Here is a 14,264-nt window from a genome sequence, read left to right on the forward strand (position 1 = left end):
ATGGAATTTATTCGTGAGTATGCGGATTGGTTTTACCTAATCGGTGCCGTTCTTTTTATCTTAACTTTGCGTGGCTTGTCTGGTCCTAAGACAGCAATTGCAGGTAACCGTTACGGTATGATTGCAATGGCAATCGCCGTGTTAACAACTTTCTTTGTTGCTGATAATCCTGTGGTATGGATGATTGTCGGTGCAATGGTATTGGGTGCGATTGTTGGTATTGCTCGAGCTCGTACAGTGCCTATGACACAAATGCCAGAAACAGTTGCTCTCATGCACTCACTCGTGGGTCTTGCTGCAGTGTTGATTGCGATCGCTGCAATTATTCACAACAACAAGCTCGTCGAGCTTGGGCCAGACTTACTGGCTGCAAATGGTGTGAACTTCCATGAAATGAGTCGCGTACATTTATTCGAATTATTCGTAGGATGTTTCGTTGGTGCCATTACATTCACTGCATCGGTATTTGCTTATGGTAAATTGGCGGCAAAGAAATGGGCAAAAACGATTTCAGGTGCATGGGTTAAACCTGTTCAAGCTTTGATTTTTATTGCGATGCTAGCAGCAGGGATTCACTTCTTCTTGACGGGTAACATGACCTCGTTCTGGGCAATGACAGCACTTGCTTTAGCCTTTGGTTGGGTATGGATTGCGCCTGTTGGTGGTGGTGATATGCCAGTTGTGGTGTCTTTGCTTAACTCATTCTCTGGATGGGCGGCAGCAGGGATTGGTTTTACGCTTGAAAACAACATGTTAATTGTTGCAGGTTCGCTTGTAGGTTCGTCAGGTGCAATTCTGTCTTATATTATGTGTAAAGCAATGAACCGTTCAATCATCAACGTATTGTTTGGTGGTGCAATGGGTGGTGCTGCAGCACCGACAGCAGCAGCTGGTGCAGCAGTTCAACGCAACTACCGTTCTGGTTCTGCTGACGATGCTGGCTTCTTAATGTCAAATGCAGACAGTGTTGTTATTGTACCGGGTTATGGTATGGCGCAAGGTCGTGCTCAAAATGCGGTGAAAGAGCTTGCAAACTTATTGAAAGAGCAAGGTGTAACAGTACGTTTTGCGATTCACCCAGTGGCTGGTCGTATGCCTGGTCACATGAACGTTCTTTTAGCTGAAGCAGATGTTCCGTACGAAGACATCTTAGAGATGGATGAGATTAATTCAGACTTCCCAGCAACAGATGTGGTATTGGTCATCGGTGCGAATGACGTCGTTAACCCTGCAGCGAAAGATGATCCAAACTCACCAATTTATGGTATGCCTATTCTTGAAGCACATAAAGCTCGTACCATTATGGTGATCAAGCGCTCTATGGCGACAGGTTATGCGGGTCTTGATAATGACTTGTTCTATAACGACAAAACAATGATGATCTTTGGTGATGCGAAGAAAGTTGTTGAAGATATGACGAAAGCCATTAATGGTACAGGTCACTAATTCATAGCTTGTTTTTAAAAACCACCTTCGGGTGGTTTTTTTATTTTTCATGTGTAGGTTTTCGCCACATTCCCCAAATTTCAGGTGCATCGTAGGGCAGATCGCGAAGGTGAAAGATCACTTCAAATCCATAATGACGATAGAGTCCAACATTGCTTGGTGTTGCAGTTTCTAAATAACATGGGATACCGTGTTGATCGCTCTTTGTGAGAATAGGTGTTAAGACTTTGCTGGCTAAGCCTTGTCCTTGGTGGTCAGGACTTACACCTATGAGTTGTAAATAATAATGCGCCTCACTGGGATGATGTTTCTGCACCAGATTAATGATGTGAATAAATTTCACCAGTTGTCTTAAACCGATAATCTTCGTTAATTGAGGGAGTAGTTTAACCTGCTGAATGAGGTTTAAATCCCACTGATTTGGCGGAATCCAAAGTGCAGCAACTGAGCGATCGGGATTGGTATAGACTTCATCATATGGTTGAGCGATATCTTTCAATTGAATACTAAAGAATTGCTCAAGTTTTGCATGTTTTTGTTGGAAACTCAGTTTTTCAGCTTGGATCGCCCAGTTGCAAAACTCTTCGTTCCAAAAGGATTGCTTTAATGTTTCTACCAATGCATCGTGATCTGTTCTTGTGGCTTTTATCATGGTCATATCAAGGTAAACCAAATTAGTGAGTTCTTTTTTGTTGGCTTTATTGTTATTAATATAAAATGCAAAGTATAAAAAAGCGACCAAGAAGGTCGCTTTAATATGTTTATGCTACAGACTCTGTAGTTGAAGCATTACGCCATAAGTTTTCTAAATCATAAAACTTACGTGCTGTAGGTAACATCAGATGTACTACAACAGCGCCAAGATCAACAAGGATCCATTCTGCATCGCTTTCGCCTTCAATACCGATAGGGCGAAAACCTGCTTTACGTGCTTCATCAGCGACGTTGTTTGCAAGCGCTTTCACGTGACGTGTAGAAGTACCTGAAGCAATGACAATTGCATCTGCAACATTGCTCACTTCGCTAACATCAATCGTTGTGATTTCTTTTGCTTTAACGTCAAGCAATGCTTCTTGAACAACTTTTAAGCAAGCTTGAACGTCTTGTTTTGGAGAATTCAAAGAGAGTTCGTGAGAATTAGAAGCGCCGGGCGATGGTTCTAAATTCATGAGAAGTGTATTTTCCTGACTATAACTCATCTTTCACTATAGCGCTTTCTGCTTGAAAATTCAAACTTTGAACAAATTTTATACCACAATATGATGATATTAAAGAAGTTTATTTTTCCATTCGAAAGAATCTGTTGAATGAGATTGGGGGCGATATTCGGCTGCGACAAATCCTTCATACATGCTATTTGCAATGCATTCAAAAATAGCGGGATAGTCAATTATCCCTGTGAGTGGTTCATGGCGACCTGGTACATCTGCAAATTGGATATGCCCAATGTGTTGCATATTTTCTTTGAGTGACAGAATCAGGTCTTCTTGCATTCTAGCCATGTGATAGCAATCGAATTGCATTTTTAGAGCTGGATGATTGACGTCTTTCAGTAACTCTTTGGCTTGATGCATTGTTTGAATCATGAAGTTGGGCATATCAAAGCCATTAATCATCTCAAAAACGGGTTGAATCCCATGCGCTGTGAAGATCTCGCTGACAAATTTAAGATTTGAGACTAAGGTTTCATAGCAGACCTGATATTCAACATTATCTGGTTGCTTGCCAGCCAAAATATTCACTCGAGGTATATTGAGTGAGCATGCATATTCAATCGCTAAGTCAACAGCTTGTTTAAATTCATCAGTTTTACTTGGGATACTTGCTAATCCGCATCCGCCTTGCATTAAATCTCCGGCAGGAACGTTGATGAGACACAAGCTAAGTTGATGTTCATTAAGTTCATGCTGAATTTGCTCAATACTCAGCTCATATGGAAATTGAATTTCTACATGTTGGAACCCATATTCAGCAGCCAGCGCAAAGCGTTCAATGAGTGGAACTTCTGTAAAGATCATCGATAAATTAACAGCGAGCTTCATATTGAATGCGACCTATTTATTGTTTTGTTCAACTTGCAGAATGACTGAGGCAAGGTCTGATTCAGAAAAGCCATTGGATTGATGCGCTTTCAATTGTTCTAAGGCTTGTTGAGCGACAGGAATATTAAGGTCAAATTGTCGAGCCAAACTCAAGGCATTATTTAAATCTTTAGACAGCGTCTGAACTTTCCATTGCACAGGCTCAAACTCATGCGTTGCCATACGTGGTGTTAAAATTTGAAAAGGTTTAGAGTCGGCGAATCCACCTGCTAAGGCAGGTGCAAGCAGTTGAGTATCAACACCCGCCTGATCTGCTAAAGCAACAGCTTCTGCGATGAGTGTGCTATTTGCAGCAACGATGAGTTGATTACAAATTTTGGTGGCTTGTCCTGTTCCAGTTCCACCCATACAGGTTACACGTTGTGAAAGAACTTGATACATTGGTTGTAAAGATTCGATGATGCTCGATGGTCCGCCAGCAAAAATAACTAAACTGCCATTTTCAGCACCAGCTGTTCCACCTGACACAGGAGAATCTATCCAATGCGCTGATTTAGCAGTTGCACGTTGTGCAAGATTTTTAGTTTTATCCACAGATAGACTCGAGAAGTCCACAATAATCTGCTTGGGTTGAATCAGTGATTCAATTTGAGAAAAAACAGCCTCTACCGCATTGTCATCGGCTAAACAAGTTAGGATCAGATCAAATTGTGCTATCTCAGAGAGTTGAAGGGGATGTGCCCCAAGCTGGATTAACGGCTCACATGCGTTGGGGCTTCGGTTCCAGACAGCAGTGTAAAACCCAGCCTGTATCAATCGAGTCGCCATTCTGCTACCCATTAAACCCATACCTAAGAATGCGATTTTAGTTTGACCGTTAATCATTATTGAAGCTAATCCCTGATCTAAGTTTGAAAACCAATTTATTTGAATTGACGTGGTAGAAATTCCAAATCTGGATTTTTATCTTTTTTACGCGCAATTTGACTGTTTTTGCCAAGGAGTAATTTGAGTTGCCAAATTTTCTCAAGACGAAGTGATTTTTTGGGTGCGTGTTCCATCGCATCTAAGACTTGTTTTACTGCAGCTAAGGCATCAGGTGAGCGCTGCAACATTTCGTCGGCAAGCTGTTGAGCTTTTTGCATCGGCGCGTTATCAACATGTGTGATCAATCCAATTTCTTTGGCATATTGACCATCAAATACACGTGCTGTTAATGATAATTCTTTGGCTAGGTCGACTCCAATAAGACCTTTGATTGAGCGTGTTAACCCCATATCTGGAACTAAGCCCCAACGGGTTTCCATAATCGACATTTGGGTTTTGGGGTGAGCAATTCGAATATCAGCAGCTAAAGCCAATTGCATACCTGCACCGAAGCAATACCCTTCAATAGCTGCAATGACTGGAACAGGGAGTTCTTGCCAGATTAAAAAAGCTTTTTGAAATAGACTTTGACCAGGCTTAATGAGTTCCCATGCGGCATAAGCACGATTTTGTGGATTATTCAGGTCTGTTAAATCAATACCTGCACTAAATACGTTGGCTTCACCAGTGAGAATCACACAGCGGATAGTACGATCAGATTTAATTTTTTTTGCGACTTGCACCAACTCTTTCAAAAGTTGAAAGCTCATCGCGTTACGTTTGTCGGGACGATTCAGGAAAACCGTCGCAATTCCATTATTTTTTTCTACACGTATTACAGCCATTATTGTGACTCGAGTTTATTGTTCCTTGTTTTAAGCATAACATGTCCAAAATAGACTGTCGTGACAGTAGAGTCATCACGTATTGCCTAATACAGTGCGTTGATCGTCTATTAATGATTCAAAATAGACTCGGCTGCTTCTTTTACTTGTACAATCGCGTCTTTTAATTCATCCAGTCGTTTCATCACATTTTCAATAAATTGCTCATCTGCTTTTCTACGCTCTTTACGCAGCGTTGAAACGAACTGTTCAAATTCACCTGTGATGCTTTGTAAATTCGGAGTGCCGACGTAGCGTGTTGCCCCATATAAACGGTGTAATACATGTTCGAGCTGCGGATAATCTTCAAGTTCGATGAGTTGTTCTATTTCAGCAAGTTCATTCGGGAAGCTGTCCACCAGCATCTTCAATAAATCTTGTGCTAAGTCTTCTTTATTCGCTGCCAATTGAACGCACTGTTTCCAATCTAAAACCTGATGATCTAAGGTTTCGATACGTAAAGTTTTTTCTTGGGATTTAATTGGATGAATAAACTTATCACTGCTCCAATGGGTCAGAATTTGAATAATCTGATCCATTTGGATTGGTTTGGTGACATAGTCATCCATGCCGACTTTAAGCAACTTTTGTTTCTCATCTGCTAAAGCATGTGCTGTAAGTGCAATGATCGGTGTGTGACGTCCCTCGATGGTGGATTCTAGTGACCTGATCGCACGAGTCGTATCGATGCCGGACATCACTGGCATTTGAATGTCCATAAATATCAGATCAAACGGCTTTTCATCATTTTGAATCTGTTGTTGTAAAATTTGTAGTGCCTCTTGTCCACTTTGCGCTTTAGTTGTTTGAACATTAATTTCGCCGAGCAAAGCTTCTAAAACGATTAAATTTGGTAGATGATCGTCTACTGCAAGTACATGTAAATTAAGGGCTTTAAAGTTATCATGAGGTTCTACTTCAAATATTGGCTGATTTTCCAAAAGCTGAATTAATGATGAACGGCTCAGAGGTTGATACAGTGGTCTCGCTTTGTATTCATTCAACATGTTGAGGTCGAGCGCCATCTGATAGCCATATACGGCTAAGTGACCTTGATAACGTCCGCGAATCTCTTTTAATAAAGCCTCTGGATCACCACTGTGATCTACAATCAACCATGTATTTTCAGGTTGATGTGTCAAACCGTTTAGACGGCTGAATAAATCTAGAATGGATTGAGCTTCTGTGTGTTCAACACCGTAATTTTCTAAATAATGACGTAAAACATTCGCAGTTGCAGGGTGGGCTAAATAGGAGATGACACGCATGTCATGGAATTGCGGATGAATAATTTCATATTCATCAACCGCAAATTTCGCAGTAAACCAGAATGTTGAACCCTTTTCAGTTGGGGCGCGTTCTTGGTTATCTTCAAAGCCAATTTGGCCATGCATCAGATTAACCAATTGTTTTGAGATTGCTAAGCCTAAACCTGTGCCACCAAATTGACGAGTGACGGAAGCATCGCCTTGAGAAAATGATTCAAATAACCGTTTTCGGTCTGTACCACTTAACCCAATACCACTATCTTGAACACTAAAATGCAATAGGCAATGTTCTAGATCGTCATGCTCCATTCGAACACGTACAATAATTTCACCATCAGGGGTGAATTTAATGGCATTTGAAATCAGGTTAGTCAAAATCTGTTTACAACGTAAAGCATCGCCAATCACATACTTTGGAATGTTATCGGCATAGTAGAAGGCCATGTCGATATTTTTTTGGGCGGCTAATGGCGACAACATGTCCATAACATCGAAGATCGCTTCTTCTAAATCAAATGATGCGGTTTCTAATTCAAGTTTACCGGCATCAATTTTTGAAAAGTCCAAGACGTCATTGATTAGTGCTAAAAGATGTGCTGATGATTTGCGAATCGTTTGCAAATACAGGCTTTGATCATTGCTGAGATTCTCTTGGCGCAATAACAAGTGAATAAAACCATCGATACTATTCAGCGGGGTACGCAACTCATGACTGATATTGGCAAGAAAAACAGATTTTGCCTGATTGGATGAGATGGCCTGATCGCGTGCTTGTTTATAAGTAATATTTTGCACTTCAAGTGTATCAAGCGTACGTCTTAAATCGTCTTCGGTCTGCTCGGTATGTTCCTTCAGCTCTAAAAAGCTGAAATGTAGACGCTTCACGACATTCGCAATATCACGTTGGAGTAACCTTAACTCGCCAGTACTATTGATGACCATGTGTTGGTCGAGTGTGTCTGCATTGAGTCGCTGTAATTGCATACGTATTTCGTACATAGGTGCAATCCAACGTCGTGAATAAAAGTTCAAGCACAGTAATAAGAGTAAAAGTGTCAACAAACCCGTCGTGATCAGTACAATGAAAACACGATATTGAGAGATGGCGAGAGGTTGATTATCTAGCTCGATAACAAGCCATTTTTTACTTTGATCAGGCGTATTTAATGCTAAGCCATAAATATGATTATGTTGATCTTTAATCGGACCAAATGTTTGTACATTGGTCGGGAAGCTAGGCCAAGGTTTTTCATTGCGATAGCCTAACCCAAAATAAGGTTTTTGTTGTTGGTCTAGGACTGCGACACTGAGTAAATACTTTTCATTAAACATCTTTTGTAAGATGCTTTTAGCGCGGTCTTGTTGCGCTTGTGAGGGGTTTTTTTCAAGCGCAATAAGTAGGTTTTCTGTCGTGTATTTATAACGACTTAAAATTGCATTTGCGGCAAAGCGTTGTTCTGATTTTGCGGAATTAGACGTTTCTGTGAGCACCAGTGCAGAGCCGACGCTTGCCAGTACCGCAATGGGTACAAAAATGAGGGCAATCAATTGCCCATAAGCATGGTTTAGTTTTAAGCGATTGAAGATTTTTTTATTCAAATTCGACATGTGCAGAGTGACTCATTCCCCATGTTGGGCATATTAGCACGCTTTAAAAAAATGATGGTGCTTTAATCACCCTCATTAAAAAGCCTTTGAAATTGATGCAGTGAGATACTTTTTTTCATACAATACCTGCACCTCAATATGGGTGCAAATAATGAGTAATACACAAGTAGATTTTCAATCAGACGATTTTTTATTAGACCACTATGTGGGTAAAACCCCATTGGTTAGGTTACAGCGTCTGGCAAGTCATACTCAAGCGACTGTATTGGCAAAACTGGAAGGTAATAATCCAGCGGGCTCTGTCAAAGATCGCCCAGCATATAACATGATCATGCAAGCTGAAAAACGTGGTGACATTAAGCCAGGTGATACGCTGATCGAAGCGACTAGCGGTAACACAGGTATTGCATTAGCCATGGTTGCGGCAATGCGTGGCTATAAAATGAAATTGATTATGCCTGCAAGCTCTAGTCAAGAGCGCAAAGATGCAATGCGTGCGTATGGTGCTGAGCTTATTGAATCCGAGAATATGGAAGAAGCTCGTGATATCGCATTGCAAATGGAAAAAGATGGTCTAGGTTTAGTGCTCAATCAATTTGGTAATCCAGACAATGTCCAAGCACACTATTTGACAACTGGTCCAGAAATTTGGCAACAAACTGGCGGTAAAATTACGCATTTTGTAAGTTCGATGGGAACAACGGGAACCATCATGGGGATTTCAAAATACCTCAAAGAACAAAATCCAAATATTCAAATTATTGGTCTACAGCCATCTGAAGGGTCGAATATTGCAGGTATTCGCCGTTGGCCTCAAGAATATTTACCGACGATTTTTGATGCTTCACGTGTTGATCAAATTATGGATATTCCACAAATTGAAGCTGAAAAAATGGCTCGTCAATTGGCACGTAAGGAAGGAATTAGTGCTGGTACTTCTTCTGGTGGTGCAGTTTGGGCATCAATAAAAATCGCTGAACAACATCCTGGTGCTGTGATTGCATGTATCGTGTGTGATCGTGGTGATCGTTATCTCTCTACAGGGTTATTCTCTGTAGAAGATGAACAATAAATTCGAGTAAATCTATATGCGCTTACCTGTTTTAGTGTTTGATATTGAAACATTGACCGATCTTAAATCAGGAGCGCATCTATATGGCTTAGATTTACCAGAAGATAGTATTGAACAAGCGCTGAGTAAGTTAAGACGTCAAGAAGCGGGCACTGACTTTCAGCGACTTGCTTTACATGAAATTGTCTGTATTTCAGGACTATGGATTGATGAAAAGGCGGGAATGAAATTATTTTCATTCAGTCGTGAACATTATTCAGAACCTGAAATTTTACAAAAATTTCTATCAATTTTTGATAAACGTAATCCGACTTTAGTCAGTTGGAATGGCTCCCAATTTGATCTGCCTGTTATTATGTATAGAGCAATGTATCATGGGTTGTCTGCGCCAAGTCTGTTTGATCAAGGCGAAATTGATACACAAAAGCGCTATAATAACTACCAGAATCGTTACCATCATCGTCATATTGATTTGATGGATTTTATGGCAATGTTTAATGCGCGTCACTTCCAAAAACTGGATGATGTCGCCTATATGCTCGGTTACCCGGGTAAGCGCGGAACACCAGGTTATTTTATCCCTGAATATGTTCGTAACAATAATTGGATAGAATTAACCAGTTATTGTGAAGGGGATGTTTTAAACACATGGTTAGTCTATCTGCGCTATGTATTGTTAAAAGGACAGATTTTGCCTGAAGATCATCGTCTCTGGATTCAAGCGACGATTCATTATCTTCAAGGTCAACCACAGCAAACAGAATTTTTGCGTATTTGGCAAGAAACTGCTGAAAAAACTGACTTCACCGCTTCGGATTTTAAATCAACTCAACATTAGGTTATCTCTTTGAAACAACGTGCCGCACATCGCTCATCTCAACTTCCTCGTTATACATTTACAGTTGAGAGACTTTCACACGAAGGGCGAGGGATCGCACATTTTCAAGGACAGGAACATCCTCAAGACAAATTGGGTAAAAAGGTCTTTATTCGTTTTGCACTGCCAGGAGAAACAGTAGAAGCTCAAATTACCCATCAGGCAAAAAAATTAGAAGAAGCTGATTGTGTGCAGTTGATTGGGGCGCCGAGTCCAATTCGTACACAGCCAGTTTGTCCACATTTTGGAAAATGTGGAGGCTGTAATATGCAGCACATAAAATTAGATGAACAAATTCGTTTAAAACAATCAGTTTTAGAGTCGCATCTCACCCACTTTGCAGGTGCTCTTCCAGAGTCGTGGCTAGAACCATTGCGTTCGACACGTGAAGATTATCGTCACAAGGCTCGTATTGGCGTTCGCTACATTGCTAAAAAAAATAAATTAGTCATGGGTTTTCGTGAGGCTCAATCTAATCAGCTTACTGAAATTAAAACCTGCAAAATTTTAGATGCAGAGCTAGATGCTGCGTTACCTCACCTCAAGGTACTCCTTGAAAATCTAAAAGCAAAAGCAGATATAGGTCATATTGAATTGGCGAAAGGAGATCAAGAGGTTGCACTTTTGATACGTCATACCAACAAATTACCGCAAAATGATGTCAACCAACTGCGTGAATTTGCGTTAGAAAGATCATGGCAGCTTTATTTGCAACCAGCTGGTGTAAGTAGTGTTCATCGTGCGGATGGTGACCTATCTGAGCGATTACATTACTCACTACCTGATTTTAACGTGACGTTTGGTTTTAAACCGACTGACTTTACTCAGGTGAACCCCACCATTAATCCACAAATGGTGAAGCTGGCATGTGAATTGCTTGACCTGAGCGGAAATGAGCGTGTTCTTGATTTATTCTGTGGTCTAGGGAATTTCTCATTGCCACTTGCACGTTCTGTAACACGGGGTGAGGTCGTCGCGGTGGAGGGAAGTGAGGAAATGGTGATGCGTGGGACAGAAAATGCACTGAAAAACGGCATCACAAACGTAAAATTTTATGCTCAGGATTTAACGCAAGATTTTTCGCAACATTCTTGGGCAAATCAAGGGTTCGATGCACTCTTAATAGACCCACCACGCGCTGGAGCTGAAGAAATTATGCACTATGTGCCAAATTTTGGTGCAAAAAAAATCGTCTATGTTTCCTGTAATCCTGCTACATTAGCACGTGATACAGGGATTTTAGTACAACATGGCTATCAGTTGAAGAAAGCTGGTGTGATGGATATGTTCAGTCATACAGGCCATGTTGAATCTATTGCTTTATTTGAAAAAAGCTAGTGCTAAGTGTTGATTTAATAAAATGAAGATTAGATTTAAAAAAGGAGAAGGGTATGGTCACAGTACGTGAGCAGTTACCTGGACGACTGACTGAGTTGTCTGAGGAAACGACTGTAGAACATGCCGCTGAAGCGCAACTTGGTTTAGCAACTTGGCTAGACCGTGCGCGGATTATTTTAGACGGTGCAGAACTTAAAAAATTAGAAGAAGTCGCTCTTAGTGTTTTAAAAAAAGAACTGACTTCTGATCACCATCATAAAACCAATACCTTCGCGACTGGCTTAGGTATGGCAGATATTTTGGCTCACCTACATGTTGATGAAGATACTTTGTCAGCAGCGATGCTTTATCGTAGTGTGCGTGAGGGCATGACGTCGCTTGAGGAGATTCGTAAAAGCTTTGGTGAAAGTGTCTACAATTTGGTGAAAGGCACTTTGGCAATGGGTAAGTTGTCAGAGCTGATCGAAAAAAATAAACGTTTAGAAGATCACTTCAATAATAATCAGCGTGAACATTTAACTGGGATTTACAAGATGTTGATCTCAGTAACAGAGGATGTTCGCGTTGTATTAATCAAGTTGGCTGAGCGTACGCTGGCTTTGCGTGAGTTGGCAAACTCTCCAAGAGAGCGTCAAGAGCGTGTCGCACGAGAAATTTTAACCATTTACTCACCCTTGGCGCATCGTCTTGGTATCGCGCAGTTAAAATGGGAACTTGAAGATCTTGCATTCCGTTATTTAGCACCAGAGCGCTATAAAGAAATTGCATCTTTGCTCAATGAAAAACGCTTAGAGCGCGAACAATATATTCAATTCGTGGTCGATAAACTGAAAAGTGAGTTGCTGAAGCATGGTATTGAGGCTGAAATCTCAGGTCGTGTGAAACACATTTATTCGATTTATCGAAAAATGAAAAGCAAGAACTTAAGTTTCGATCAGCTATATGACATTCGAGCTGTTCGTGTACTGGTTCAGAATGTATCTGAGTGTTATCACGCTTTGGGGATCGTACACCAAATCTGGCGTCATATTCCCCATCAGTTTGATGATTACATCACTAACCCGAAAGCCAATGGTTACCGTTCTTTACATACCGCAGTGATTGCTGAAAATAAATCTTTAGAGATTCAAATCAGAACCACTGAAATGCATGAAGAAGCTGAGTTAGGCGTTTGTTCTCATTTCAATTATAAGGAAGGTGCGAAAACTACAGATTATTCATTTAATCATCGTTTACACTCTTTACGTTCGGTGCTTGAGCATTATCAAGAACGAAATGAAGCAGGTGCGCATCCGAATGAAGACGAAACTGAAAATTTCAATCAGCTTCAAGATTTTGAAGATTTTGAAAAAATTTATGTTTTTAGTCGTGATGGTGACATCAAAGAATTACCTCGTAATTCAACCGTTTTAGATTTTGCATACCATGTGCATACGGAGGTTGGCAACAAGTGTTATGCAGCACGTGTGAACCAACGTTATGTTCCACTGACTTATACATTAAAAACAGGTGAACAAGTCGAGATTTTGACCAAGAAAGATCGTGAGCCAAATCGTGATTGGTTGGTGAACTCTTTAGGTTATATCAAGACAGCACGTGCAAGAGACAAGTTGCGCCATTGGTTCAGACAGCAAGACCGTAGTAAGAACTTAGAAGTCGGTCGAGAGATTCTCACTAAGGAATTATCACGTCTTGCAATTCACCCAAAAAGTATTGATTTGAGTGATTATTGTGCTCACTTTAACGTTAAAACAGGTGAGGACATTCTTGTATCCTTGGTGAGTGGAGATATCAGTCTTCATGCATTGATTAATCAAGTCAATCGTCATATGCACTTGGATCAAGATGAGCCTGAGTTAGTGCTGAAGCCAGCATTAAATCCACGGGCGAGTCATACATTATCAGCGCATGGGATTCTGATTGACGGTTTGGATAATGTTGAACTACATATTGCACAATGTTGTCAGCCTGTTCATGGTGAGTCGATTGCTGGATATATCACACTCAATCGTGGCGTGAGTATTCATAAGGTGGCTTGTCCGGATTATGTGCGTATGATCAGCCAAGAACCTGAACGCGCTGTTGAAGCAGATTGGGAAATGCAACCGACAAGAGGACAGAGTGTCCAAATTGTGGTTGAGGCTTATGATCGTCGAGGACTGCTGAAGGATCTAACCCAAGTGATTTTTTCAGATCAGATTAATATTCGCCAAGTGAATACCATTTCCGAAGCGGATGGTATTGCCAATATGAAGCTGTTGATTGAGGTTAAAGGTTTGGCTCAATTGTCTCGTTTATTGGCTCGATTGGAACAGCAACCAGGCATCATTAGCGCAAGACGTTTGGTTCAAGGAAATTAAAAAAAGCCTGCTTTAGCAGGCTTTTTTATGACTGATCACTCAAATAGAGTTAAATCAGATTTTGCATTTTTTAGAACCTTGATAGATTCCAATATTATCAATGTTTGCTTGTGATGCAGCTTTGATCTGTTGCTGTAATGGAATATTTGCAGCATCAGAAGTATCGCTTTCACCCGCTACAGAGTTTGCAACTTGCCCCATTTTTGTTGCTTTTTCTGAGTTGCCACCGAAAGTAGATAATGCATTACCTGCCATACCCGCCCATTTGCTCAATGATTTAGCTGGCGTTTGGGTTGCAGCAGCTGCAATATTTTTATCAGCATTTTCTAAGTTACGCTTAGCATTGGCTTTTTCAACAGCTAGTGTTGCACAATCCATTGCCTTGAGTTCAGCAGTTGAGTGTTGTTTCGTTGGTAGTTCACCCGAAGCTTGAGCAAGAGTCGTTGTTAAAGCAGTAGCGATAGCTAAAGTTAAAATTTTTTTCATTATATATTCTCATTTG

General features: G+C 40.7%; 12 protein-coding genes. 5 read left to right on the forward strand and 7 right to left on the reverse strand.

The features are described from left to right. On the forward strand, window positions 1-1,446 hold the full coding sequence (locus AC1M9H_RS09160; RefSeq protein ID WP_481587562.1) for an NAD(P)(+) transhydrogenase (Re/Si-specific) subunit beta: 1,446 nt from the start codon (window positions 1-3) through the stop codon (window positions 1,444-1,446). A gap of 40 nt (window positions 1,447-1,486) precedes the next feature. Here the strand turns inward: AC1M9H_RS09160 and AC1M9H_RS09165 are convergent, their stop codons facing one another. The 6 genes from AC1M9H_RS09165 to AC1M9H_RS09190 all read right to left on the reverse strand — a co-directional run bounded on the left by AC1M9H_RS09165 (window position 1,487) and on the right by AC1M9H_RS09190 (window position 8,115). Then, a complete protein-coding gene (locus tag AC1M9H_RS09165) occupies window positions 1,487-2,104 on the reverse strand; it encodes a GNAT family N-acetyltransferase (RefSeq protein WP_481613244.1) in 618 nt (205 codons plus the stop codon). A 103-nt stretch (window positions 2,105-2,207) separates the two neighbouring features. Next, window positions 2,208-2,615 carry a ribosome silencing factor gene (rsfS, locus tag AC1M9H_RS09170; protein ID WP_481610023.1) on the reverse strand — a complete coding sequence of 136 codons (408 nt, stop codon included), beginning with the start codon at window positions 2,613-2,615 and terminating at the stop codon, window positions 2,208-2,210. 99 nt (window positions 2,616-2,714) lie between these two features. Further along, complete coding sequence (locus tag AC1M9H_RS09175) at window positions 2,715-3,488, reverse strand: hydroxypyruvate isomerase family protein (RefSeq protein ID WP_481588703.1); 774 nt, start codon at window positions 3,486-3,488, stop codon at window positions 2,715-2,717. A 12-nt stretch (window positions 3,489-3,500) separates the two neighbouring features. Beyond that, complete coding sequence (locus tag AC1M9H_RS09180) at window positions 3,501-4,376, reverse strand: NAD(P)-dependent oxidoreductase (RefSeq protein WP_171076746.1); 876 nt, start codon at window positions 4,374-4,376, stop codon at window positions 3,501-3,503. 35 nt (window positions 4,377-4,411) lie between these two features. Then, a complete protein-coding gene (locus AC1M9H_RS09185; RefSeq protein ID WP_481613245.1) occupies window positions 4,412-5,200 on the reverse strand; it encodes a crotonase/enoyl-CoA hydratase family protein in 789 nt (262 codons plus the stop codon). 110 nt (window positions 5,201-5,310) lie between these two features. Continuing rightward, complete coding sequence (locus tag AC1M9H_RS09190) at window positions 5,311-8,115, reverse strand: GacS-like sensor histidine kinase (RefSeq protein ID WP_481607823.1); 2,805 nt, start codon at window positions 8,113-8,115, stop codon at window positions 5,311-5,313. A 151-nt stretch (window positions 8,116-8,266) separates the two neighbouring features. Between AC1M9H_RS09190 and cysM the strand changes: the two genes are divergently transcribed. From cysM to AC1M9H_RS09210, 4 genes are read left to right on the forward strand one after another with little or no spacing between them, the layout of a single operon-like run. Beyond that, window positions 8,267-9,187 (forward strand): cysteine synthase CysM, encoded by a 921-nt coding sequence (gene cysM, locus AC1M9H_RS09195; RefSeq protein ID WP_092768315.1) that lies wholly within the window; start codon window positions 8,267-8,269, stop codon window positions 9,185-9,187. A 16-nt stretch (window positions 9,188-9,203) separates the two neighbouring features. Then, a complete protein-coding gene (locus AC1M9H_RS09200; RefSeq protein WP_035265329.1) occupies window positions 9,204-10,025 on the forward strand; it encodes a 3'-5' exonuclease in 822 nt (273 codons plus the stop codon). Between the two features lie 9 nt (window positions 10,026-10,034). After that, entirely contained in the window at window positions 10,035-11,402 is a 1,368-nt protein-coding gene (gene rlmD, locus AC1M9H_RS09205) for a 23S rRNA (uracil(1939)-C(5))-methyltransferase RlmD (protein ID WP_180028509.1), read from the forward strand. 53 nt (window positions 11,403-11,455) lie between these two features. After that, on the forward strand, window positions 11,456-13,762 hold the full coding sequence (locus AC1M9H_RS09210) for a RelA/SpoT family protein (protein ID WP_481613246.1): 2,307 nt from the start codon (window positions 11,456-11,458) through the stop codon (window positions 13,760-13,762). Between the two features lie 54 nt (window positions 13,763-13,816). Here AC1M9H_RS09210 and AC1M9H_RS09215 read toward each other — a convergent pair whose 3' ends face one another. Further along, window positions 13,817-14,248, reverse strand: a complete 432-nt coding sequence (locus tag AC1M9H_RS09215; protein ID WP_035265332.1) for a hypothetical protein — start codon at window positions 14,246-14,248, stop codon at window positions 13,817-13,819. Window positions 14,249-14,264 lie beyond the last annotated feature (16 nt).

The sequence above is a fragment of the Acinetobacter sp. ANC_7512 genome (assembly GCF_056779935.1).